Raw genomic sequence first — 24,184 nt, 5'->3', positions numbered from 1 at the left:
GCTTCGCCCGGCGGGAGGGGACCAGCGATGCCGAGCTTCGACAGCCTGTTCAACGCCTTCGTCACCATACTGGTGACCATCGACCCGCCGGGGCTGGCGCCGCTTTTTCTCGCCGTGACGCGCGGCATGAACCGCGAGGAGCGTCAGCAGGTTTCCGTCCGCGCGTCGGTGATCGGCTTCCTGGTGATGGCGCTGTTCGCCGTCGCAGGCGCCTCGATCCTGTCGGTGTTCGGCATCACGCTGCCGGCCTTCCGCGTCGCCGGCGGCTTCCTGCTGTTCTTCATCGCCTTCGAAATGGTGTTCGAGCGCCGTCAGGACCGCAAGGAGAAGATCGGCGACGTCGCCATCACCAAGGACATGATCCACAATATCGCCGCTTTCCCGCTGGCGATCCCGCTGATCGCCGGCCCCGGCGCGATCTCGGCGACCGTTCTGCTGTCGGGACACTTCGAGGGTTTCGCGGCGCAGACGGCGCTGGTCGGCATCATCGCGATCTGTCTTGTGCTCACCTTTCTGGTGTTCGTGCTGGCCGAACGCATCGACCGCATCCTCGGCCAGACCGGCCGCTCGATCCTGACCAGGCTGCTCGGCGTCATCCTGGCGGCGCTCGCCGTGCAGTTCGTGGCTGACGGCGTCAGGGCGCTGATGGCCTCTTGAGCAGCATCCCTACTGCCTACTGCCTACTGCCTACTGCCTACTGCCTACTGCCTACTGCCTACTGCCTACTGCCTACTGCCTACTGCCTACTACCTACTACCTATTCCCTATTTCACCGCCGTATCAACGACCTCGAAATCATGCGTGACGGTCGCGGTCTTGGCCATCATCGCCGTGGCCGAGCAGTATTTCTCGATCGAAAGGTCGATCGCCCGTTTGACCTTGTCGCGCGACAGCGCGCGGCCCTTGACGATGAAATGCATGTGGATGCGGGTGAAGACGCGCGGCTCGGTTTCGGCACGGTCGGCGTCGAGCTCGACCACACAGTCCTCGACCGCCTCGCGGCCCTTCTCGAGGATGTGGACGACGTCATAGGCCGAGCAGCCGCCGGTGCCGATCAGCACCAATTCCATCGGGCTTGGCCCCGGCGTTCGGCCTTCCGGCCCGTGCGCCGTGCCCAGCACCACTTTGTGACCGCTGCCGGACTCGCCGACAAAGGTGCGTTCCTCGACCCATTTGACGCGTACTTTCATGACTTTCCTCGAAAATATTGCCCTACTGGCCGAACACGACCGTATGCATGATGCGGCCCGGCAGCAGCGTGAAGATGCCGGCGCCGACCAGGGCGAAGACATAGAGTTTGATCATGGCGCCACGATGGGCGGCGACGCGATGCGTATGCGCATACCACACCGCCAGCGGCGCGGTGACCAGCACCAGGATCGACAGGATGTGGATCGGGCTGAACGGTCCGATGAGCCGGATCTGCTGGATCCAGAAGCTCGAGATGGCGATGACCAGCATCAGCGCCACCCAGACATAGCCCATCGCACGGTGGCGCGGCGTGCCTTTCGGCAGCGCCAGTTGGGCGCCGCCGACTGCCAATGCAGCAAAGGCCGCGAACGCATGCCACGGGATGGGAAATGGCGAGGACAAAAGCGGTCCGAGCGACATCGCTTTCCCCTCAAATAGCCACCGCGCGATCCCGGTGCTTAGAACGGGATCTCGTCATCCAGCTCGCGCGACGAGCCGCCGCCACCGCCCCTGGAACCACCACCGCCACCACGGCTGAAGCCCTCGTTCGGGCCGGACTGGCCGAAATCCGAGCCGCGGCTGTTGCCGCCGCCGGAATAATTGCCGACCTGGCCGCCGCCACCCTCGCCACGCGCGTCGAGCATCTGCAATTCGCCGCGGAACTTCTGCAGCACGACCTCGGTCGTGTAGCGGTCATTGCCGGTCTGGTCCTGCCATTTGCGCGTCTGCAACTGGCCCTCGACATAGACCTTCATGCCCTTCTTCAGATACTGCTCGGCCACCTTGGCGAGCTGGTCGTTGAAGATGACGACATTGTGCCACTCGGTCTTCTCCTTGCGCTCGCCGGAATTCTTGTCGCGCCAGCTTTCCGACGTGGCGATGCGGATGTTGACGACCGGATCGCCCGAATTCAGCCGGCGGATTTCAGGGTCCGCCCCGAGATTGCCGACCAGAATGACCTTATTGACGCTACCCGCCATCTTATTTCTCCGCGCTCATCCGAAACAATTTTACGTCGCCGCACCTTATAGCCTGCCGATCGCCCATGCCCGCAAAGGCTGGCTTTTCCCACAAGGTTTTTGTTCTCTTTTCGTTCTATTCTTGACGGCTGCTCCTGTCAAGGAATGTCACCAAGAAGTAGTGTTCTGCGTAGGAAACAAAAGGGGAGACATCCGAATGAACATCGTTACGCATGAGGATCGGCCGCGAGAGATGTGGCGAGCCGAAGTGGAGACCCGCATGCAGATCGCCGCCGCCAATGGCGCCGCCGAGCTTTGCATATTCGAGCAGTGGGTCGGGCCAGGTGCCGGCGCGCCGACGCATTCGCATCCAGTGGAAGAGGTGCTGACAGTGATTGCCGGTAAAGCCGAAATGTGGATCGAAGACCGACGCGCCGGACTCACCGCCGGGCAGTCGCTGATCATTCCCGCGCACCGCAAGCATGGCTTTCGAAATGTTGGTTCCGGCACGCTTCATATCCATGCCGTGCTCGCATCACCGATCTTCGAGGCAAGCTTCGACGGAGCCGCGGAGCCGGTGAAACGCTGGACGTCCTAAAACGGCACTTGCCAAACCAATAAGTATCGACTTATGCTTCGCACATGATCGAAGCAGAGATTTTCCGGGCGCTGGCCGATCCGACACGGCGCGCCGTCTATGAGCGGCTGGCGGCCGACGAATTGACCGTGTCCGAATTGCGCGCCGGCATGAGCGTGTCGCAGCCCGCGGTCTCGCAGCATCTTGCCGTACTGCGCGGCGCCGGCCTCGTGATCGAGCGGCGCGCCGGCCGCAACGCTTATTATCGCGCCGACCCGCAAGGGCTCGATCCCCTGCTCGGCTGGATCGAACGTTACCGCGCCTTCTGGCCGGAGCGAATCGAGAGGTTGAAGACGGTTCTGAAGGAAATGGATCAATGACGGCTATAAAACATCCGGCAGCGACCGGTGCACCGCTGAGCTTCGAATGCGAGCTTCCGGATCCGCCGGAAAAAGTCTGGCGCGCGCTGACCGAGCCGGAACTGCTCGCCGCCTGGATGATGCCCAACGACATGAAGCCGGAGGCGGGCAAGCGCTTCGCCTTTGCCGGGCCGGATGCGCCGATCGAATGCGAGGTGCTCGAGGCCGAGCCCGGCAAGCTGCTGCGCTATTCCTGGCGCGAGCGGCCGGGCGCAGACGCTGATCGGCTTCCGGCCTTCGACAGCGTCGTCACCTTCACGCTCGAGCCCACGGTTTCCGGCGGCACGCATCTCAGCATCGTCCATGACGGCTTCGTACCGGCAACGCATCCTGTCGTCGCCCTGGCCGGCGCCGGCTGCGGCCTGTCGCTCGACGCGCGCAAGAACCCGACCGCCGCCAATGCGCCCTTTATGATGCTGCACGCAGCCTGATCAACGACAACCAAGGAGACTTGGCCAATGAGCGCCCTTGCCAATCTGGTGCCGATGGTGATCGAGCAGTCGAGCCGCGGCGAACGCGCCTTTGACATCTTTTCGCGGCTGCTGCGCGAGCGCATCGTCTTCATCAACGGCGAGATCAATGACGGCGTGTCGGCGCTGGTCTGCGCGCAGCTTTTGTCGCTGGAATCGGACAATCCCGACAAGGAGATATCGATCTACATCAACTCGCCGGGCGGCGTGGTGACCAGCGGCTTCGCCATCTACGACACGATGCAATACATCTCCTGCCCGGTGTCGACGGTCTGCATGGGTTTTGCGGCGTCGATGGGCTCCTTCCTGCTGATGGCCGGCTCACCCGGCCGGCGCATCGCGCTGCCCAACACAAGGATCGTGCTGCATCAGCCGCTGGGCGGCTTCCAGGGCCAGGCCTCCGACATCCAGCGCCACGCCGAGGACATTCTGCGCACCAAGCACCACATGACCGAGCTCTATGCCAGGCATTGCGGGCGGACATACGAAGAGGTCGAGCGCACGCTCGACCGCGACTATTTCATGACCGCCGAGGAAGCCAAGGCCTGGGGCCTCGTCGACCACGTCTACGACACGCGCAAGAAAGCCGCCTAATGCATGTCGCCCAAAAGTGCGCAGCGGTTTTGGGAGAACGACATGCATCAAAACAAAGACCTAAAGCGCGTCGCCTGAATCCGCTTCAGCGCGACGCGCTTTAAGGCATGTGGCCCGGAAGTGTGTAGCGGTTCCGAAGCAACGACATGCATCAACGTGAGACCGCGCGGCAATTTGATTGTGACGCGTCTGGCCCCGATTTCCACGTGCCCCGATAGTCGAGGAATGACGACGCACCGGACATCCAGCCATTTGCGCATCGCCTTCGCCGCTCTCGTTGGCTCTCTGATTGGCAGCGCGGCAGCTTTTGCCGACGACAGCTCGACGCAGAAATTGCCGGGCGTCAGCAGCGACTACCGCATCGCCAAGCCTGCTCCGCAGCCTGAGCCGGACGACGCGCAGCCCGCCGGCAACAATGGCACGTTCAAGATCGGCGATACCGATGTCAGGATTTCCGGCAGCATAACCATCGACATGGCAACGGGCGGCATCAGGCCTCCCAGCCACTGAGGGCCATTTCGGCCTACCAAAGCTCCCACTCACAAAATGTAAGCCCCGCCACTGCTTCCGCAGGTGGACGGGGCTTTCATGGATCTGAAACCCAACTTTAGCCGGGAGTGGACTGCCGGCGTTCTGTTTCGGATGCAACGCGGCACTCAGCCGACGATCCGACTATGGTCTCTGATTGTACGGAATCGGCAAGTCACGGTTTGTCGGGCCGGCGCTCGCGCCTACCCTGGCACTTATGCCTGCCGCGGCTCCATCAACGCGTGGAGCCTCAATGGACTGTCCGGTGGCGTCATGCTCCGCTCCTGGGTCCGTTGCGACAATGTCGTTCGAAGCGCAAATCGCTATCGCCTGCGGCGTCTCGCAGGCCACCTCTGGGTGGCGAGGCCATCGAAAGACGGCCGGCTTCGTTGACGCGTTCGAGACTGCTCCCGCGGGTCCGGGACGTCAACCTTTGAATAGCCGGTTACGGAAAAATGTGATCGCTTGGAGGTTACGTCCAGGTAAGTCGCCTGCTTCCCGCGGATCGGTCAGGACGGCTTTGGTAGTCGCTGTTTCCACAGCACTTTGTCAGGAGCGTGTTCGGTCTTTGTTCTTTGCGCTTGCCCGCCCGCACGAAAGACGGTTAAACGCTTTTGTCGAGAATTGTGGCGTCTCTCGACGTGGCGGCGAAATTACCTACATAGGGGATGGCCGGGACAAACCCGCCAATCCAGCAAAATTCCAGATCTGAGGCGGCGACCGGCGATGGCCGACCAAAAATACCTTTCCATTCGCGGGGCGCGCGAACACAATCTCAAGAACGTCGATCTCGACCTGCCGCGCGACAGCCTGATCGTCATGACCGGCCTGTCAGGATCCGGCAAGTCGTCGCTCGCCTTTGATACCATCTACGCCGAGGGCCAGCGCCGCTACGTCGAAAGCCTGTCGGCCTATGCCCGCCAGTTCCTGGAGATGATGCAGAAGCCGGACGTCGACCAGATCGACGGCCTGTCGCCCGCCATCTCGATCGAGCAGAAGACCACCTCGCGCAATCCGCGCTCGACGGTCGGCACCGTCACCGAGATCTACGACTATATGCGCTTGCTGTTCGCGCGCGTCGGCATCCCTTATTCGCCGGCCACAGGCCTGCCGATCGAGAGCCAGACGGTCAGCCAGATGGTCGACCGCGTGCTGGCGCTGGACGAAGGCACGCGCCTCTATCTGCTGGCGCCGATCGTGCGCGGCCGCAAGGGCGAGTACCGCAAGGAACTGCTGGAACTGCAGAAGAAGGGTTTCCAGCGCGTCAAGGTCGACGGAGTCTTCTACGAGATCGCCGACGTGCCGGCGCTGGACAAGAAGTACAAGCACGACATCGACGTCGTCGTCGACCGCATCGTCGTACGTGGCGATCTGGCGACGCGGCTCGCGGATTCGATGGAAACCGCGCTGAAGCTCGCCGAAGGGCTGGCGGTGGCCGAGTTTGCCGACAGGCCGCTCGACGCCAGCCAGACCGGCGAGGACTCGGTCAACAAGTCGAAGAACGAGACGCATGAGCGCATCATGTTCTCGGAGAAATTTGCCTGCCCGGTGTCCGGCTTCACCATTCCGGAAATCGAGCCCAGGCTGTTCTCCTTCAACAACCCGTTCGGCGCCTGCCCGACCTGCGACGGCCTCGGCAGCCAGCGCGCCATCGACGCCAACCTCGTCGTGCCGGACGAGAACGTCTCGCTGCGCGACGGCGCGATCAGCCCGTGGGCGAAATCGACCTCGCCCTACTACGCGCAAACTCTGGAAGCGCTCGGCAAGGCCTACGGCTTCAAGCTCGGCGAAAAGTTCAAGGATCTGAGCGCCGAGGCGCAAGAAGCCGTGCTGCACGGCACCGGCGAGCGCGAGATCACCTTCCAGTATGACGACGGCTTGCGTTCCTACAAGACGACCAAGACCTTCGAGGGCGTCATCCCCAATCTCGACCGGCGCTGGAAGGAAACGGAATCGGCCTGGATGCGCGAGGAGATCGAGCGCTTCATGTCGGCCACCCCCTGCCCTGCCTGCAACGGCTTCCGGCTCAAGCCGGAGGCGCTGGCGGTGAAGATCGCCGGAAAGCATATCGGCGAGGTCACCGAACAGTCGATCCGCAAGGCCGACCAGTGGTTCACCGACCTGCCGGCGCAGCTCAACGAGAAGCAGAACGAGATCGCGGTCAGGGTGCTGAAGGAAATCCGCGAGCGGCTGCGCTTCTTGAACGATGTCGGCCTCGACTATCTGACGCTGTCGCGCAATTCGGGCACGCTGTCGGGCGGCGAGAGCCAGCGCATTCGTCTCGCCTCGCAGATCGGCTCCGGCCTGACAGGCGTGCTCTATGTGCTGGACGAGCCGTCGATCGGCCTGCACCAGCGCGACAATGCGCGCCTGCTCGATACGCTGAAGCACCTGCGCGACATCGGCAACACGGTGATCGTCGTCGAGCATGACGAGGACGCCATCCTGCATGCCGACTATGTCGTCGACATCGGCCCGGCCGCCGGCATCCATGGCGGCCAGATCATCGCGCAAGGCACGCCGCAGCAGATCATGGCGACGCCCGCCTCGATCACCGGCAAGTACTTGTCGGGCGAGCTCGAAGTGGCGACGCCACAGCTGCGCCGCGAGGCGAAGAAGAACCGGCGGATCAAGGTCGTCGGCGCGCGCGGCAACAATCTGAAGAACGTGACGGCGGAGATTCCGCTGGGCACCTTCACCTGCGTGACCGGCGTTTCCGGTGGCGGCAAGTCGACCTTCCTGATCGAGACGCTGTTCAAGGCGGCCTCGCGCCGCATCATGGGCTCGCGCGAGCATCCGGCCGAGCATGACCGCATCGAGGGGCTGGAGTTCCTCGACAAGGTCATCGACATCGACCAGTCGCCGATCGGCCGCACGCCGCGTTCCAACCCGGCGACCTATACCGGCGCCTTCACGCCGATCCGCGACTGGTTCGCCGGCCTGCCCGAAGCCAAGGCGCGCGGCTATCAGCCGGGGCGCTTCTCCTTCAACGTCAAGGGCGGCCGCTGCGAGGCCTGCCAGGGCGACGGCGTCATCAAGATCGAGATGCACTTCCTGCCCGACGTCTACGTCACCTGCGACGTCTGCCACGGCAAGCGCTACAACCGCGAGACGCTGGACGTGCTGTTCAAGGGCAAGTCGATCGCCGATGTGCTCGACATGACGGTCGAGGAAGGCGTCGACTTCTTCTCGGCGGTGCCCGGCGTGCGCGATAAGCTGGTGACGCTGAACCAGGTCGGCCTCGGCTACATCCATATCGGCCAGCAGGCGACGACGCTTTCGGGTGGCGAGGCGCAGCGCATCAAGCTCGCTAAGGAGCTGTCGCGCAAGGCGACCGGCAAGACGCTCTACATCCTCGACGAGCCGACCACCGGCCTGCATTTCCACGACGTCGCCAAGCTGCTCGAAGTGCTGCACGAGCTGGTCGACCAGGGCAACACGGTGGTGGTGATCGAGCACAATCTCGAAGTCATCAAAACCTCCGACTGGGTGCTCGACCTCGGCCCCGAGGGCGGCGACGGCGGCGGCGAGTTGGTCGCCTCCGGCACGCCGGAAGCGATCGTGCGCGAGAAGCGCAGCTACACCGGCCAGTTCCTGAAGGAGCTTCTGGAACGGCGCCCCGGAGGCAAGCGCGAAGCGGCTGAGTGATGGCGCCTGCATGGGCTTTTTGGACGATGCAATTCGCTTTCAGCAGCATGTTCAGAAGATTACTTCTGAACACTTTGAATTAATGCCGGATTTCGCGTATTTTTCTGAATTTCATGAGCGCCACATCGGGGGTTATTTGAGGTACCTGTCTGACCAGTCGAGCAACAAGCCTCTTACGTCCGGCCAAACTTTCCTTAGCTCATTGTCCTGTTTACTGGGACCTGCCCTAGAGTCGATAGGATATCGAAATAAGATTTCTCGCACGCGCCCAAAAATTGGCTCGTTTCACGCCTCCCAAAGCCTGATCGGACCGGTGAAAAACCTATCGTTTGAGGCATATCATTTCGCCGAATGTTTGAAATTCTTCTTAGATTCAGCCCGCTCTGTTGCCGTTAACACGCCTACCTCCGAGAGCATTAGTGTTACAATAGGAAAGATAATAAAGAACTTTAAAAATAAGAACAAAGAATGGATAGCGTATAGAAATTTTATTGTTCATGGACCGATAAATAGAAATGATCCTTTTAGATACTTGGTAATTTTTGAGCTTGGAGCGATAACGCTCCATAACGATTTATGGCTTGAGTTTCGCAATGTTTTTGACGAGGAGAGAGATGTCTGGAGAGGACGGGCAAAAAATCTCTTGAAGGACATGATCGATTGCCTATCGGTCATCCAAGGAATGAACGAAAGCTTGCTTGCGGCGAACCGATATACATTCGCGCCAACGGCTAAAGCGTCACAAGTTAGCGATCTCACAGTCAACGTCCAGCGGATCTGAAAGCATTTTACCATGCCAAGACAGGCAAACGATGCTGATCTCGCCGCCATCGTCGCGCTGACCACTGCCGCCTACGCACCCTACACCGCCCTGCTCGGCGCGCCACCGATCCCGGTCACCGAGGACTACGCGCCGCGCATCGAGCGCGGCGAAATCTGGCTGCTGGAGAGTGGCGGCGAATTGGCCGGGCTGATCGTCCTCGAACGGCATCCTGACCACGCCATGATCTTCAGCGTCGCGGTGGCGCCGGCCTTCCAGGGCAAGAAGCTCGGCATCGCTCTGCTCGACGTCGCCGACGGGCAGGCGCGGCAGTGGCACGTGCCGGAGGTGCGGCTCTACACCAATTCGCGGATGGAGCGGAACATCGCGCTCTACACCGCCTATGGCTATCGCGAGACGGGTCGCCGGCCCAATCCATACCGGCCGGGATGGACCGTCGTCGACATGGCCAAACCCGTCGGCAAAGCCGCCTGATCGTATTTTTTGAAACTGGGAGGAAGATGATGACCAGCCAAGGAAAGATCCGCTCCGGCATGGGCGGCTGGACCTTCGAGCCCTGGGACACGTCCTTCTATCCGGACAAGCTCGCCAAGGCCAAGCAGTTGCACTACGCCAGCCGCCAGGTGCCGAGCATCGAGGTCAACGGCACCTATTATTCCAGCTTCAAGGAACCGACTTTCCTGAAATGGGCCGGCGATACGCCGGACGGCTTCGTCTTCTCGCTGAAGGGCAACCGCTTCGTCACCAACCGCCGCGTGCTCGGCGAGGCCGGCGAATCGATGATGCGCTTCCTTGGTTCCGGCGTCGCCGCGCTTGGCGAAAAGCTCGGGCCGATTCTTTGGCAGTTCGCACCGACGAAAAAATTCGACCCGGACGATTTCGAAGCCTTCCTGAAGCTGCTGCCTGAAAAGCAGGACGGGGTTTCGCTCCGCCATGCGCTCGAGGTGCGGCATGACAGCTTCAGAGTGCCCGAATTCCCGGCCTTGGCGCGCAAATACAATGCCGCGATCGTCTATGCCGACCACGCCAAATATCCGGCGATTGCCGACGTCACCGGCGATTTCGTCTATTTGCGGCTGCAGACCGGCAGCGATGACAATCCCGACTGCTACACGCCGAAGGGGCTCGACGAATGGACGGCGCGGGCAAAGACCTGGGCGGAAGGCAAGCAGCCGGCCGACCTGCCCCGCGCCGATCCCAAGACCGATGCGCCGGTCAAGCCCCGCGACGTGTTCGTCTACTTCATCACCGAAGGCAAGGTTCGCGCGCCCTTCGGCGCCATGGCGCTGATGAAGCGGGTGGCGGCCTAGAGCTGCGGATCTCCAACGCAGCTCATTGTTCAAACCGGGAGAACTCTGCCCGGCGCGCCACACGACGCTAGACTAGGCATCGAACGAAGGTCACCACAGACGATTGCGACGATCATGCCGCTTCCGCTGACACCTGATATACAGGGTCAGTTCAAATATTCTGCCGCAATTTCTGTGTAGTCGAAGCCGCCCGATCGACCGCCAAGATGTTTGGCGAGGAAGTCTTCGATGAGGCGCGCGCGTCGAAGCTTTGTCTGCCAGCGGTCATATCCGTGTCCTTCCTTATCGAAATAGACCGCGGTCACGTCTTTTCCTGCAGCTTTCAGGGCCCCCTCGAACTCCTCGGTTTGCTCGAAGCCTACTATTTGGTCCTGCTTGCCGGCTGTGATGAGGATGGCCCCTTGGACATTCGCGGCGTGGGTCGAAGGGGACCGTTCCCGCATTTCGGCAAGACTTGCCTCATTGCCTGGATCGCCGAAATAGCGTTTCATTTCGTCGAGGTGAAGGCCCCATGAAAACGGGTTGTTCTGCATCTGGTAGGCGATGTCCATCACGCCGTAGTCGACGATCGCCGCTTTGAACACGCCCGGGTCGCGGGTCATTGCCAGGGCTGCGGAGTAGCCGCCGTAGCTGCCGCCCATCACGGCCATGTTGGACTTGTCGGCGATGCCTTGCCCGACCAGCCAGTTCGCCGCGTCAACGATGTCGTCCTGCATGGCCTTGCCGATCTCGCCGTAGCCTGCTGCGCGGAACGCCTTGCCATAGCCGGTCGAGCCGCGAAAGTTCACGGACAGAACAGCGTAGCCGCGGTTAGCGAGGAACTGGTAGTCATTGTTGTAGGCCCAGATTTCCTGCTGCGCGGGCCCACCATGGATGACGACGACCGCCGGTAGGTTTTTCGGTTCGACACCGCGCGGAAGTATGAGGAAGGCCGGAATATCAAGGCCATCTCGCGCTTTGAACGATACCGGCTTGGTCTCCACCAAGGCATCCCTGCGCTTTCGTAAATCGTACTCGGCAATTTTTGTGGCTTTGCCTTTTTCAAGGTCATAGAGGAAATACTCGAACGACTGTTCGCGCCACGAACGAGCGACCGTTGCAAACCGCCCGTCCGGAGACGTCCCGAGAATATTGAAGTCCACCGGATTGTCTCCGTCTAGGAGGAGCTTGGTGAACGCCTCGCCAAGCCTTGAAAACGTGCGATATTGGGGATAGCCGTCCTCGAATGTTAGAAAGTCGGGGCCTACGGCATTCTGAGCCAGCGCGAATGCTTTTTTGGCGTCCACCTTCGGATGGTCTGCGACGATGGTCTCCTCTCCTGTTCGAGGAGCCACGGTCACTAGCGCGATCCGGTCGCACCCACGGTCGGAGAGTGCGTAAATGGGCTTTCCGCCTTCAGGATGATAAAGAATGGTGAAATCATCGCGCGCGCTGATTTCGGTCAGCATCCGCCAAGGTTCGGTGGCGCTGTCACGGATCAGGAAACGCGTGCCCTCATCGCTAAGCCTATCGGCCCGAATCAATGGCATGTTGTGGCGGTCGAGCCACCAGTCGATTGTCTCGCCTTCGTTCTTCTCAAGTAACTGCTTGCCGCCACCGTCCTGCCGGACGCTGTATAGGTCGAGGAAGGCGGGGTTACGATCGTTGGAAGCCACGACCAGCCGATCATCCGGTCCCGACGGTGACGATACGATGCGCCAGTTCACGAAGCCGCGCGGCGTGACATCCGCCCAGTTGTCGCGCTTGGGCTTCAGGGGATCGATCTGCCACAGACGGCCCTCGCTCAGCACGACCAACTCGTTCTTGTAGGAATGCCACCAGAAGTCGTCGACCTGCGCGCCCGAAAGAGTAAGAAACGATCCGGCTTGCTCGGTCCGCTTCACGCGAAGGACGGTTTTCGTCCATTCGACGCCATACCAGGCGATCATGCTGCCGTCGTGGGACGGTTGATAGCCCCACTCTGCGCCTGTGTTGGCATAGAAGTCGCGCACAGGAATGAGCGGAGCCATAGCGGCTCTTGCGAGGGACGGATGTGTGGGGGCCGTTTCTTGCTCGAAATAGTAGCTGACGCCAAGCGCCGCAATCGCGACAACGATTAGGATGAATCCTATGATTCTCAGCAAGCGCATAAATATGTCCGGCTGGGAGTGTAATATCTTACAAATTCCATACTAAAAAATACCAAGCGAAACATACGCAATAATGGCCACTACGATAGAGTGCCACCGACAGTACTGCCTACAGCTGCAGCGATGCGGCTCAGAAGTGAATTCTCACTGAGCCGTTGCGTCCACTTCCGCCACCCCTCTTGCCGCCGTACGCGACGTGAATTCTCAACTTTTCTTCGAGGGGGTCAAACATGTCATGTCTCCGCATCGTTGACGCCGTGAAAAGATGATTGCGAACGCACGAAGGCATCTTTAACACTCCGCGTAGGTTGTCAACAAAACTATCTTGCAATTTTAGGTAGCGCTAATTGAGCGATCCCAAGTCGCAGCCCGCTTCGCTTGCATGGTTCACACAGTCGACATTCAGGTATACGCCGCTGATCGTCGAGGCGATGACGGTTGCAATTGTCCTGCGCCTGCTTGGCCTGGTGCAGCCCAGCAAAGGCCATTGGCGCCTATGCGGCATCGGCATGGATAGGGGACTATTTCCGACCCGGCAGAAGAACGACAAGCGACCTCGATCGAGACGTTCGTGGATACCTTCCGCGACGACTACGCCTGCGCGGCCAGAAAGCGGCGGCCTGACGGCTGCGTCCGAGAGACCGAGGGACTGCGCCTGATTTTCGACCGCGCTTCGGCATGACCCAAATGGGGGGATGTCCCTGCATGCCTGGATGCCTAGCCTATGGGTACAGGAGGCATCCTAGTCTAGTCGGCGGTTGGCTTGTCGGAACCTGCTGGCCATCTTGACCGTTCTGTCTCAGCCGCTGACCGCGGGAGGCCCTGCGAGTCACACTGGTCATCTCGCCGAAGATCGACGGCGAGGCAGTCACCTCGCGAAACGTTTGCCAAATCCCGCGACGTTCGGAAAGGAGCGAGGAAAGATGACCGTCATCCTCGGCGCGTTGCTCACCGTCGCCGGCGTCGTGTACATGGCAAGCGCCACTTTGAGACGCGGACGTCTGAGCGATCCAGCACCTACAGCGCCGAATCGTCCGGCGCCGAACCTGGCAACACCGGGCCCGACACTGGAGCCCCGGCGACGCGGGCTCGGTTTCCTCGGCCTGTCGCAGAATTGGCCGGGTCTGGTGATGATGGGGGCAGGCATCATACTGCTGTTGTCGGTGGCGGTTCTCTGACGCTACGGAATTATCGCGTTTTCACCGCTATCGTAACGTAATCGATACTTCCTTGCCGCATTAAGGCACCTACGCCAGGTTGCAGAAGCCCGGCGACGGCAAGGACAATGCATGCTGCTCGATTACAACTCATTGCTGCTGGCCGTCGGCTTCTCCGCTGCCTGCCTCAGCTTGACGCTTTTCGGAACCTGGCTGACCGCCCGTTCCGACAAGTTCCTGCTGACATGGGCGATCAGCGTGCTGGTGGTGGTAGTCGAGGTGTTTGCCTATGACGCCTATATCGAGGCGCCTGGAACAGCCCTCGGCGTCCTGACACTGGCGCTGCTGCTGCTCGGTTTCTCGGTGATGCTGGGCGCCGCACACCAGTTCCGGACCGGGAGTTCGCCGCTGCCGCGTATCGCGCTTGGCGCCGGCATCTCCTTCGCGCTGGCGCTGCCGGCCATGGCGCTCGGCTATGACGGGCTGGCCTTCATGCTGGAGAATTCGCTTGCGGCGCTGCTCCTGTTCGGCACGGCGCACGAATACTGGAAAGGCCGCGCGGAGGCGCCGGCGCAGCTCGTCGGCGTGGCGCTGCTCTACTCGTTGACCGCCGCCTCCTTCGTGCTGTGCGCAGCCGTGCTGGCATGGGGCGGCAAACTCGTCCTCGGCCACGCGCCGAGCAACTGGGCCGAAGATCTGAGCCTGGTCGTCGTTATCGCCTCGATGACCGGTATCGGCGCGCTGTCGCTGGCGCTCAACCAGGGGCGGCTTGCCCGGCATCACCAGCGCGAAGCGCGGACCGACGCGCTGACCGGGCTGCTCAACCGCCGCGCTCTGTTCGACCTGCATGGCAAGGTGCCCGTCGGCGCCTTCACCGCGATCGTGGTCTTCGACCTCGACGGCTTCAAGGCGATCAACGACCAGTACGGCCACGCCTCGGGCGACGAGGTGCTGAAGGTCTTCGCCGAAGAACTGTCCGGCAATCTGCGCCCGAACGATGCCGCCGCCCGCATGGGCGGCGAGGAATTCGCGCTGGTTCTGAAACGCACCTTGCCCGAGATGGTCGAGGGTACGGCGGAACGGATAAGGATGGCCTTCGCGGCGCGAACGATCGAGACCGAGACGGGCCAGCTCAAATGCACGGTGAGCGCCGGTTTCGCGTTCGGCAGCAACGAAGGCGTGAGCTTCGACAAGGTTCTCAGCGCCGCCGACAAGGCGCTTTACGCGGCCAAGCGCGGCGGCCGCAACCGCGTGCTCGACTTCCGCCGCGCCGGCTAAGAGCCTCTACACCGGCAACTCAGGCTGTCAGTGGCGCCCGATCACTTCATTGTAGGCGTCGAGGTCGACATAGAAGACCTTGGTTATCTCGCCGATCAGCTCGTCCTCGTCATAGCCTTGCGACATCAGGATATTGATCGCCGTCATGATATCCACGCGTTCGGTGAGGCGTCGCTTCTGATAATCCTCGACAAAACGTTCCATCGCCTTCCCCTGGCAAGTTCTTTGTTGGACGCATTGACCGACAATCACTGCGGGGAAAGCTAGGCGGGTTTGCTTGCGTGGAACTTGCCGGCTGGAGCCCGCGCCTTCCCCCTCATTCGCGACTGGTACGGAAAGCGGCCGACTCACCAAGGCCAAGAAAAGACTAGCACGCGGTATAGAGCGCGCCAGAGTTACACAGGGGCTGAACCGGAGAAATATTGGGGTTGCTATTGATCGCGATGCCGCCCGAAGTCGAGCAATCGGTTCTAGACTGTCAGGAACTTGCGCACATCGGGCCTGTCCAGATCCGCGGCCGGTCCGGTGTGCACGATCTGGCCCCGGTCCATGATGTTGACCTCGTCGGCAAGCTCGCGGCAGAAGTCGAGATACTGCTCGACCAGCAGCACCGCGATCCCCGCCTGGTCCCGCAGATAGCGGATGGCGCGGCCGATATCCTTGATGATCGAGGGCTGGATGCCTTCGGTCGGCTCGTCGAGCACGAGCAGCTTCGGCCGCATCACCAGCGCCCGCCCGATCGCGAGCTGCTGCTGCTGGCCGCCGGACAGGTCGCCGCCGCGACGCCCCAGCATCTGCTTCAACACCGGAAACAGCTCGAAGACATGCGCCGGAACAGTGCGGTCGGCGCGCTTCAGCGGCGCGAAGCCCGATTCCAGGTTTTCGCGCACCGTGAGCAGGGGAAAAATCTCCCTGCCCTGCGGCACGAATGCGATGCCCGACCGGGCGCGGTCATACGCCGCGCTCCGGTCGAGCGCCTTCCCCTCGAAGGCAACGCTTCCGCTCGTCAGCCGATGATGGCCGACGATCGATCTCATCAAACTTGTCTTGCCGACGCCGTTGCGGCCGAGCACGCAGGTGATCTTGCCGGCGCCGGCCTTCAGCGAAACGCCGCGCAGCGCCTGCGCGGCGCCATAGTGGAGCGTGGCATTGGAGACTTCGAGCATGGTCAGCCCCTTCTCCAACGCCGGAGGAAAGCGAAATCGAAACGGTGGAACGGAACCCGCCAGATCATGCTCATCGCCCCAAATAGACTTCGACGACGCGCTCGTCGGCCGAGATGAAATCGAGCGTGCCTTCGGACAGCACCGAGCCCTCGTGCAGGCAGGTGACCTTGACGCCGAGCTCGCGCACGAAATGCATGTCGTGCTCGACGACGATCACCGAATGGTCCCGCGCGATGTCCTTGAGCAGGCGCGCGGTTTCCTCGGTTTCGGCATCCGTCATGCCGGCGACCGGCTCGTCGACAAGCAAAAGCTTCGGGTCCTGCGCCAAGAGCATGCCGATCTCCAGCCATTGCTTCTGGCCATGGCTGAGATTGGCGGCGAGCTCGTCGCGCTTGTCGCCGAGACGGATGATGCCGAGGATGTCGTCGATGCGCCGTGCCTCGGCGGCCGAGCGGCGATGGAAGAGCGCCGGGAAGATCGAGCGCGGCCCTTTCAGCGCCAGCATCAGATTGTCCTCGACGCTGTGGCTCTCGAAAACGGTCGGCTTCTGGAATTTGCGGCCGATGCCCATCATGGCGATCTCGGCCTCGTCGTGGCGGGTCAGATCGACCTGGCCGTCGAAGAAGACCTCGCCCTCGTCCGGCCGCGTCTTGCCGGTGACGATGTCCATCATCGTCGTCTTGCCGGCCCCGTTGGGTCCGATGATCGCGCGCATCTCGCCCTTGTCGAGCACCAGCGACAGACTGTTGATGGCGCGAAAACCGTCGAAGGAGACCGACACGCCGTCGAGATAGAGGATGGTGTTCGACTTGCTCATGATCGCTCACTCCGCCGGCTGCGGCTCTGGGTCGGAAGCCGACCAGGCGCCCGGGGTTCTCGCCGCCGAGCGCACGATCTTCGGCCGCGGTTCCTGCGCATCGGCGCCAGCTTCGGCGGCGAGCGAGGCCGCGCGCAGCGCCTTGGCCTTGCCGCGCCAACTGTCCCACATGCCAACGATGCCCTTGGGCAGGAACAGCGTGACGGCGACGAACAGGCCACCCAGCGCGAACAGCCAGAATTCCGGCAGCACGCCGGTGAACCAGGATTTGCCGGCGTTGACGAGCAGCGCGCCGATGATCGGGCCGACGATCGTGCCGCGTCCGCCGACCGCGGTCCAGATCACCACCTCGATCGAATTGGACGGCTCGAATTCGCCGGGATTGATGATGCCGACCTGCGGCACGTAGAGCGCGCCGGCAAGGCCGGCCATGATCGCCGAGACGGTGAAGGCGAACAGTTTGACGTCCTCCGCCCGCCAGCCGAGGAAGCGGGTGCGGCTTTCGGCGTCGCGCACCGCCATCAGGAGCTTGCCGTATTTGGATCGCACGATCGCCGCAGTGACGAAGACGGCCAGCGCCAGCGTCACGGCGCTGGCAGCAAACAGCGCCGAGCGCGTCGCGTCGGCCTGCACGTTGAAACCGAGAATGTCCTTGAAGTCGGTCAGCCCGTTGTTGCCGCCGAAACCCATGTCGTTGCGGAAGAAGGCCAAAAGCAGCGCATAGGTCATCGCCTGGGTGATGATCGACAGATAGACGCCGGTGACGCGGCTGCGGAAGGCGAACCAGCCGAAGACGAAGGCGAGCAGGCCTGGCACGGCCAGCACCATCGTTGCCGCGAACCAGAAATGGTCGAAGCCGTACCAGAACCAGGGCAGCTCCTTGTAGTTCAGGAACACCATGAAGTCCGGCAGGATCGGGTTGCCGTAGACGCCGCGCGAGCCGATCTGTCGCATCAGATACATGCCCATCGCATAGCCGCCGAGCGCGAAAAAGGCGCCGTGGCCGAGCGAGAGGATGCCGCAATAGCCCCAGACGAGATCGAGCGCGAGCGCCAGCAGCGCATAGCAGAGATACTTGCCGAGCAGCGCCACGATATAGGGCGGCACATAGAGAGCGCTCGCCGGCGAGACCGCGAGGTTGAGCAGCGGCACGACGATGGCAGCCGCCAGCAGGACGAAAATGGTGACCGCGATGCGCCGGTCGGCGCCGAAGAGGCGCTGCGCGATCATGCTTCCACCGCCCTGCCCTTCAGCGCGAACAGGCCGCGCGGGCGCTTCTGGATGAACAGGATGATCAATACCAGCACGACGATCTTACCGAGCACCGCGCCGGCATAGGGCTCGAGGAACTTGTTGACGATGCCGAGCGAGAAGGCGCCGACCAGCGTGCCCCAGAGATTGCCGACGCCGCCGAAGACGACGACCATGAAACTGTCGATGATGTAGCCGCGGCCGAGATTGGGCGAGACATTGTCGATCTGGCTGAGCGCCACGCCGGCGATGCCTGCGATGCCGGAGCCGAGCGCGAAGGTCAGCGCGTCGACCCATGGCGTCCTGATGCCCATGGAGGCCGCCATGCGGCGGTTGGCGGTGACGGCGCGCATCTGCAGGCCCCAGGGCGTGCGCTTCATGACGTAGAGCAGTACCGCGAAAACCAGGAGCGCGAACACCAGAATCCACAGCCTGTTCCAGGTGATGGCGAGTTGCCCGATGTCGAACGAGCCCGACATCCAGGACGGATTGCCGACCTCCTGGTTGGTCGGCCCGAAGATGGTGCGCACGGCCTGCTGCAGGATCAGCGAGACGCCCCAGGTGGCCAAAAGCGTCTCCAGCGGACGGCCGTAGAGGAAACGGATGATGCCGCGCTCGATGGCAAGCCCGACCAGCGCCGCGACAAGGAAGGCAAGCGGCAGCGCGATGACCAGCGACCAGTCGAATATGCTTGGGAACGACGTGCGGATGACGTGCTGGACGACGAAGGTGGTGTAGGCGCCAAGCATCACCATCTCGCCATGCGCCATGTTGATGACGCCCATGACGCCGAAGGTGATGGCGAGGCCGATCGCGGCCAGCAGCAGCACCGATCCGAGCGAGATGCCGTACCAGATGTTCTGGCCGGCATCCCACAGCGCCAGCGTCGAATTGATGCGGCCGATGGCGCCGGCTGCCGCATCCTTGACCGCGCCTTGTGAATTGGCTTCGACCGAAGTCAGCAATGAAAGCGCGTCGCGATCGCCACGCGCCGCGATGAGCGAGATGGCCGCGAGCTTGTCGGCTTCGGGCTTGTCGGAAACCAGAACCGTCGCCGCGCGCGCCTGTTCGAACATGGCCTTGACGGCCGGCTCGGTCTCGGCGGCGATCGCGGCATCGAGCGGCTCGATATTCGCCGCATCGGGCGTCTTGAACATGGTCGTCGCGGCGGCGAGCCGCACGCCCGCGTCCTTGGCGCGCAGCGTCAGCGTGCCCAGGGCATCGCGGATCGTCCGGCGAAGGCCGTTGTTGACCTTGATCTTGGTGAGGTCGGTCTTGGCGGCGTCGGCCGCCTTCTTGCCGCTCAGCGGATCGAGCAACTCCACGCCGCCCGCGCCGTCCTTGCCGACGAAGACCTGGGAGTCGCCCTTGCGGATATAAAGTTCGCCGTCGGCCAGCGCCGAAAGTGGTCGTTCGACCGCCGGATCGCCGCTCGCGGCCAGCTCGCGCACCACCGCCTCGGTGGCCGAGAAGTTGGTGGCTGTCGCGAATTTGGCGATGATTGCGCGGAGATCGGCTTCGGCCGCGCTCGACGGCAACAGACTTGCCATCGTCAGCAACAGCAACAGCCCAATCGCGCGCAGCAGGATCATCGTCTTCCAGCGGTCCTCAAGGGTTTTGAAGGTTTGCCTGGGCGGGCCGGAGGATTGGCCCGCCCAGGCCGCGGTCTCGGATCGTGGGGCCACTCCGCGATCCGAGAGACCTGGGGTCATGGACCAAGGTCCGGACCGGGATCAGTTGGTGCCCTTGCCGCCGCACTTGCCGGTGGCGACGTTGAAATTGCCGCAGGACAGAGGCGCGCGCCAATCGGAGATCAGGTCCTTGGAATCCGGCAGATAGTCGGACCATTCGTCGCCCATCACGAGGCCGGGAGTTTGCGAGACGGTCTCGAACTGGCCATCGGCCTGGATTTCGCCAATCAGCACCGGCTTGGTGATGTGGTGGTTGGGCATCATCGTCGAATAGCCGCCGGTCAGGTTCGGAACCGACACGCCGACCATGGCGTCGATCACCTTGTCCGGATCGGTGGTGCCGGCCTTCTCGACCGCCTTCACCCACATGTTGAAGCCGATATAGTGGGCCTCCATCGGGTCATTGGTGGTGCGCTTGTCGTTCTTGATGAACTTGTGCCAGTCGTCGATGAACTTCTTGTTCTCGGGCGTGTCGATACTCTCGAAATAATTCCAGGCGGCGAGGTGGCCGACGAGCGGCCCGGTATCGAGACCGGCCAGTTCTTCCTCGCCGACCGAGAAGGCCATGACCGGGATGTCCTCGGCCTTGATGCCCTGGTTGCCCAGTTCCTTGTAGAAGGGCACGTTGGCGTCGCCGTTGACGGTCGACACGACCGCCGTCTTCTTGCCGGCCGAGCCGAACTTCTTGATCGCCGAGACCTCGGTCTGCCAGTCGGAGAAGCCGAACGGCGTGTAGTTGACCATGATGTCCTCGGCCGGCACGCCCTTCGACTTGAGGTAGGCCTCGAGGATCTTGTTGGTGGTGCGCGGATAGACGTAGTCGGTGCCTTCGAGCACCCAGCGCTTCACCGAGCCGCCATCGGCGCTCATCAGATAGTCGACGGCCGGAATGGCCTGCTGGTTCGGCGCCGCGCCCGTGTAGAAGACGTTGCGCTCGCTCTCCTCGCCCTCATACTGGACCGGATAGAAGAGGATGTTGTCGAGTTCCGAGAACACCGGCAGCACCGACTTGCGCGACACCGAGGTCCAGCAGCCGAACACCGCCGCCACCTTGTCCTTGGAGATCAGCTCGCGCGCCTTTTCGGCGAACAGCGGCCAGTTGGACGCCGGGTCGACGACGACTGCCTCGAGCTTCTTGCCGAGCAGGCCGCCCTTGGCGTTCTGCTCCTCGATCAGCATCAGCATGACGTCCTTCAGCGTCGTTTCCGAAATCGCCATGGTCCCCGACAGCGAATGGAGGATGCCGACCTTGATCGTATCGTCGGCCGCCCTGGCGGGAGCCGACATCGACAGGCCGGCAGCGATCACTCCGGCCGAAAACATTTTTGTTATTGTCGAGAAATTACCCCTCATGTTCCACGCTCCCAAGCTGGTTGTTTTGCATCGCGACAGAGCATTGCAAGCGACGTGCCAAACGCCGGAGCATGGCGAGCTGAGCGGCGATAGATGCGTTTTTACAATTGCTTATCGTATAGCCGTCGAACGGATCGAGTATCCGGGAGGGAAAGGGGATTGAGAAAACTTTGCGCACCTCTGCCTAGATTTTGCCCAAATGGTAAAAATGCCTAATCTTTGATCTCAATCCAACACGCGGTAATTCGGCGGCGGTTGCGAGACGATGGCAAAATGGGGCAAGGTCGCCGCGCAAACGAGCGACGTCATGGCCCTACGCATTATCCTGAGCTTCCTGCTTCTCTTATCCGCCGCCGGCGGCGCCCGCGCCGACTTCGCCGACGGCAGGCTGCCGGATGGCGTTTATCACTGCGAGGTCTACCTGCTCGGCATGTTCCTCAACCTCGGCGACATCACCATCAAGGGCAATCTCTACAGCGGCCCGGTCACCTTCGGCAGAATGCCGCAGGCCTACAATTACCAGATGGATGCCAATGGCGAGATCAGTTGGCTCGGTCCGCTCGGCGGCTACACCAGCGGCGGCAACTCTCTCTCCATCACCCAGGCGACGCTGGACGATCCGAACGCCCCTTCCTTCGACATCATCATGAAGCAGCAGGACGGCGCCTTCACCGCTTCGACCTGCACCAGGAGGTGACCGCCGGCGGCGGCCGCGCCTACCATTGCAATATGCCCTCTCATGTCATCCGGATGTTGCCGAGGCGGCTTAGGCAGCGCGGTGTCAAACATCCACCATAAGAGGCAGACACGATGGCCAACTCCCCGTCCTCACCCTCCCCTGTCATCCGCGACGTCATCGCCGCGCGAGTCTCGCGCCGCGAGATCCTCAGAGGCGGCCTTGCCTCCGGCGCGCTGATTGCCGGCGGCAGCTTCGTCGGCTCCTTGTTTGCCGGCGAAACACACGCCGCTGCCGCCCTTTCCACCCTTGGTTTTCCGGAGCTGAAGCGGGTCTACGACAAGAACCACGCCGCCGCCGAAGGCTATGAGACGACCATCGTCGCGCGCTGGGGCGATCCGCTCGCCGCTGGCTTACCCGAATTCGACGGCAACAAGGTCGAGGCCGAGGAGCAGGAAAAGCGCTTCGGCTACAATTGCGACTACATCGCCTTCATGCCGCTGCCCAAGGGTTCGGTGAATTCCGACCACGGCCTGCTCTGCGTCAACAACGAGTACATCTCGCCCAACGTCATGTTCCCCGGCATGACCGAGGACGACGCCGGCAAAACGATGACGAAGGAACAGGTCGATCTCGGCCTCGCGGCCATGGGCCATTCGATCGTCGAGGTGATGCTGAAGGACGGCAAGTGGGCGATCGTCGAGGACAGCCCGCTCAATCGCCGCATCACCGCCAACACCGAGACGGCTGTCTCCGGCCCAGTCGCCGGTCATGCGCTGATGCGGACCTCGGCCGACCCGACAGGCGCCAAGGTGCTCGGCACCAGCTACAATTGCAGCGGCGGCGTCACGCCCTGGGGCACGGTGCTGACCTGTGAGGAGGGCGTTTCCGATCTCTTCGGCGGTGACCCGAAGAAGGCGCCGACCGCCGATATCCTCGACCGCTACGGCTTCGACGGCTCCGACATCTACGGCCGCGGCCGCTTCCACGACCGCTTCGACATCGACAAGGAGCCGAACGAGCCCAACCGCTTCGACTGGGTTGTCGAGATCGACCCCTACGATCCGCGGTCGACGCCGGTCAAGCGCACCGCGCTCGGCCGCATGTCGCATGAGGCCTCGACCGTCGTGCGCAACAAGGACGGCCGCATTGTCGTCTACATGGGCGACGACGACTACTTTGAATACATGTACCGCTTCGTCTCCGCCAAGCCGTACGATCCGGCGAACCCCGCTTCCGGTAACGATCTCCTGGACGACGGCGTTTTGTCGGTGGCGCGGTTTGATGCCGACGGCACGGTGAGCTGGCTGCCGCTGGTCCACGGCCAAGGCAAGCTCACCGCCGAGAATGGTTTTGCCGACCAGGCCGAGGTGCTGCTCAAGACCCGCCTTGCCGCCGACGCGCTCGGCGCGACGCCGATGGACAGGCCGGAGGACATCGAGACCAATCCGGTCACCGGCCGCGTCTATGCCGTCATGACCAAGAACAAGAAGCGCGACGAATCCAAGGTGAACCCGGCCAACACGCGGCCGGAAAACCTCTGGGGCCACATCGTCGAGCTGATCCCGCCCGGCGGCCGCGGTCCCGATGCCGACCACACCGCCGATAAATATGCCTGGGACCTTTTCGTGCTCTGCGGCAACCCCAAGGACGCCAAGGTCGGCGCCACCTTCCACCCCGATACGTCGGACAATGGCTGGTTCGTCTGCCCTGACAACATCACCTTCGATCCGGCCGGCCGGCTGTGGGTGGCGACCGACGGCGCCAACGACTTCGACCTTCCGGACGGCGTCTATGGCGTCGACACCGAGGGCGCGGCGCGCGGCTTGCCGAAACTGCTCTTCACCTGCCCGCATGGCGCCGAGGCGACCGGCCCCTGCTTCACGCCAGACGGCACGACGCTGTTCCTCTCGGTCCAACACCCCTCGGAGGATGCCGAGACGCTCGACAAGGCCGAGACGCTGTGGCCCGACTTCAAGGACGGCCAGCCGCCACGCCCGTCGGTCGTCGCCATCCGCCGCAAGGACGGTCAGCCGGTCGGCGCCTAAGGTTGTCGGGCATTTGCAAAAAAGGGCGCGGAACCCCGATTTGGGTCCCGCGCCAGTAGGCAGTCGGGAGGACGAAAGCAATCCAGGAAAAGTGCGTAGCGGTTTTCCGTCCGGAATTGCTTCAAACAAATAACTGGAGCG

24 protein-coding genes are annotated in these 24,184 nt (G+C 62.4%); 14 read left to right on the top strand and 10 right to left on the bottom strand.

Going from position 1 to position 24,184, the window contains the following annotated elements:
• Window positions 1–27: 27 nt before the first annotated feature.
• Window positions 28–657 carry a MarC family protein gene (locus EJ070_RS25405; protein ID WP_126093815.1) on the top strand — a complete coding sequence of 210 codons (630 nt, stop codon included), beginning with the start codon at window positions 28–30 and terminating at the stop codon, window positions 655–657.
• Between the two features lie 107 nt (window positions 658–764).
• On the opposite strand, the gene EJ070_RS25400 is transcribed toward EJ070_RS25405, so the two are convergent.
• The 3 genes from EJ070_RS25400 to EJ070_RS25390 are packed head-to-tail and all read right to left on the bottom strand — an operon-like array spanning window position 765 to window position 2,171.
• A complete protein-coding gene (locus EJ070_RS25400) occupies window positions 765–1,190 on the bottom strand; it encodes an OsmC family protein (RefSeq protein ID WP_126093814.1) in 426 nt (141 codons plus the stop codon).
• Between the two features lie 22 nt (window positions 1,191–1,212).
• A complete protein-coding gene (locus tag EJ070_RS25395) occupies window positions 1,213–1,611 on the bottom strand; it encodes a DUF2306 domain-containing protein (protein ID WP_126093813.1) in 399 nt (132 codons plus the stop codon).
• 38 nt (window positions 1,612–1,649) lie between these two features.
• On the bottom strand, window positions 1,650–2,171 hold the full coding sequence (locus tag EJ070_RS25390; RefSeq protein ID WP_126093812.1) for a single-stranded DNA-binding protein: 522 nt from the start codon (window positions 2,169–2,171) through the stop codon (window positions 1,650–1,652).
• A gap of 259 nt (window positions 2,172–2,430) precedes the next feature.
• Here EJ070_RS25390 and EJ070_RS25385 point away from each other — a divergent pair, with 259 nt between their 5' ends.
• The 9 genes from EJ070_RS25385 (at window position 2,431) to EJ070_RS25345 (ending at window position 10,477) form a co-directional block, all read left to right on the top strand.
• The gene (locus EJ070_RS25385) at window positions 2,431–2,748 is read left to right on the top strand and encodes a cupin domain-containing protein (RefSeq protein WP_126093811.1); all 318 of its coding nucleotides are present in this window, start codon (window positions 2,431–2,433) and stop codon (window positions 2,746–2,748) included.
• Window positions 2,749–2,792: 44 nt separating this feature from the next.
• Window positions 2,793–3,107: a metalloregulator ArsR/SmtB family transcription factor gene (locus EJ070_RS25380; protein ID WP_126093810.1), complete on the top strand. Its 315-nt coding sequence runs from the start codon at window positions 2,793–2,795 to the stop codon at window positions 3,105–3,107.
• Window positions 3,104–3,577 carry an SRPBCC domain-containing protein gene (locus EJ070_RS25375; RefSeq protein WP_126093809.1) on the top strand — a complete coding sequence of 158 codons (474 nt, stop codon included), beginning with the start codon at window positions 3,104–3,106 and terminating at the stop codon, window positions 3,575–3,577. Before EJ070_RS25380 ends, EJ070_RS25375 begins: the two co-directional genes overlap by 4 nt.
• 27 nt (window positions 3,578–3,604) lie before the next feature.
• A complete protein-coding gene (locus tag EJ070_RS25370; RefSeq protein WP_126093808.1) occupies window positions 3,605–4,210 on the top strand; it encodes an ATP-dependent Clp protease proteolytic subunit in 606 nt (201 codons plus the stop codon).
• Window positions 4,211–4,435: 225 nt separating this feature from the next.
• Entirely contained in the window at window positions 4,436–4,720 is a 285-nt protein-coding gene (locus EJ070_RS25365; RefSeq protein ID WP_126093807.1) for a hypothetical protein, read from the top strand.
• 744 nt (window positions 4,721–5,464) lie between these two features.
• On the top strand, window positions 5,465–8,386 hold the full coding sequence (gene uvrA / locus EJ070_RS25360) for an excinuclease ABC subunit UvrA (protein ID WP_126093806.1): 2,922 nt from the start codon (window positions 5,465–5,467) through the stop codon (window positions 8,384–8,386).
• A 10-nt stretch (window positions 8,387–8,396) separates the two neighbouring features.
• A complete protein-coding gene (locus tag EJ070_RS25355; RefSeq protein WP_126093805.1) occupies window positions 8,397–9,167 on the top strand; it encodes a hypothetical protein in 771 nt (256 codons plus the stop codon).
• 12 nt (window positions 9,168–9,179) lie between these two features.
• Window positions 9,180–9,641 (top strand): GNAT family N-acetyltransferase, encoded by a 462-nt coding sequence (locus EJ070_RS25350; RefSeq protein WP_126093804.1) that lies wholly within the window; start codon window positions 9,180–9,182, stop codon window positions 9,639–9,641.
• A gap of 29 nt (window positions 9,642–9,670) precedes the next feature.
• Window positions 9,671–10,477 (top strand): DUF72 domain-containing protein, encoded by an 807-nt coding sequence (locus EJ070_RS25345; protein ID WP_126093803.1) that lies wholly within the window; start codon window positions 9,671–9,673, stop codon window positions 10,475–10,477.
• Window positions 10,478–10,623: 146 nt separating this feature from the next.
• On the opposite strand, the gene EJ070_RS25340 is transcribed toward EJ070_RS25345, so the two are convergent.
• A complete protein-coding gene (locus tag EJ070_RS25340) occupies window positions 10,624–12,486 on the bottom strand; it encodes a S9 family peptidase (protein ID WP_189350041.1) in 1,863 nt (620 codons plus the stop codon).
• A gap of 1,043 nt (window positions 12,487–13,529) precedes the next feature.
• Here EJ070_RS25340 and EJ070_RS25335 point away from each other — a divergent pair.
• Both EJ070_RS25335 and EJ070_RS25330 read left to right on the top strand, forming a co-directional pair.
• Window positions 13,530–13,784 (top strand): hypothetical protein, encoded by a 255-nt coding sequence (locus EJ070_RS25335; RefSeq protein ID WP_126093801.1) that lies wholly within the window; start codon window positions 13,530–13,532, stop codon window positions 13,782–13,784.
• Between the two features lie 111 nt (window positions 13,785–13,895).
• Window positions 13,896–15,041, top strand: coding sequence for a GGDEF domain-containing protein (locus EJ070_RS25330; protein WP_126093800.1), 1,146 nt, complete (start codon window positions 13,896–13,898; stop codon window positions 15,039–15,041).
• Window positions 15,042–15,068: 27 nt separating this feature from the next.
• Here the strand turns inward: EJ070_RS25330 and EJ070_RS25325 are convergent, their stop codons facing one another.
• The 6 genes from EJ070_RS25325 to urtA form a co-directional block, all read right to left on the bottom strand.
• Window positions 15,069–15,245, bottom strand: a complete 177-nt coding sequence (locus EJ070_RS25325; RefSeq protein WP_126093799.1) for a hypothetical protein — start codon at window positions 15,243–15,245, stop codon at window positions 15,069–15,071.
• Between the two features lie 266 nt (window positions 15,246–15,511).
• Window positions 15,512–16,207: an urea ABC transporter ATP-binding subunit UrtE gene (gene urtE, locus EJ070_RS25320; RefSeq protein WP_126093798.1), complete on the bottom strand. Its 696-nt coding sequence runs from the start codon at window positions 16,205–16,207 to the stop codon at window positions 15,512–15,514.
• A gap of 70 nt (window positions 16,208–16,277) precedes the next feature.
• Window positions 16,278–17,024 (bottom strand): urea ABC transporter ATP-binding protein UrtD, encoded by a 747-nt coding sequence (gene urtD, locus EJ070_RS25315; RefSeq protein ID WP_126093797.1) that lies wholly within the window; start codon window positions 17,022–17,024, stop codon window positions 16,278–16,280.
• A 6-nt stretch (window positions 17,025–17,030) separates the two neighbouring features.
• Window positions 17,031–18,254 carry an urea ABC transporter permease subunit UrtC gene (gene urtC / locus EJ070_RS25310; protein WP_126093796.1) on the bottom strand — a complete coding sequence of 408 codons (1,224 nt, stop codon included), beginning with the start codon at window positions 18,252–18,254 and terminating at the stop codon, window positions 17,031–17,033.
• The gene (gene urtB / locus EJ070_RS25305) at window positions 18,251–19,867 is read right to left on the bottom strand and encodes an urea ABC transporter permease subunit UrtB (RefSeq protein ID WP_126095902.1); all 1,617 of its coding nucleotides are present in this window, start codon (window positions 19,865–19,867) and stop codon (window positions 18,251–18,253) included. Before urtB ends, urtC begins: the two co-directional genes overlap by 4 nt.
• 141 nt (window positions 19,868–20,008) lie before the next feature.
• On the bottom strand, window positions 20,009–21,319 hold the full coding sequence (gene urtA, locus EJ070_RS25300; RefSeq protein WP_126093795.1) for an urea ABC transporter substrate-binding protein: 1,311 nt from the start codon (window positions 21,317–21,319) through the stop codon (window positions 20,009–20,011).
• Between the two features lie 307 nt (window positions 21,320–21,626).
• Between urtA and EJ070_RS25295 the strand changes: the two genes are divergently transcribed.
• A complete protein-coding gene (locus EJ070_RS25295) occupies window positions 21,627–22,016 on the top strand; it encodes a hypothetical protein (protein WP_126093794.1) in 390 nt (129 codons plus the stop codon).
• Between the two features lie 113 nt (window positions 22,017–22,129).
• Window positions 22,130–24,043, top strand: coding sequence for a PhoX family phosphatase (locus tag EJ070_RS25290; protein ID WP_126093793.1), 1,914 nt, complete (start codon window positions 22,130–22,132; stop codon window positions 24,041–24,043).
• The last annotated feature ends 141 nt before the right edge of the window (window positions 24,044–24,184 follow it).

The organism is Mesorhizobium sp. M1E.F.Ca.ET.045.02.1.1 (genome assembly GCF_003952485.1).
Classification (GTDB): Bacteria; Pseudomonadota; Alphaproteobacteria; order Rhizobiales; family Rhizobiaceae; genus Mesorhizobium.
The sequence above is the reverse complement of the archived record's forward strand: the minus strand, read 5'-3'. Positions and strand labels throughout refer to the sequence as shown.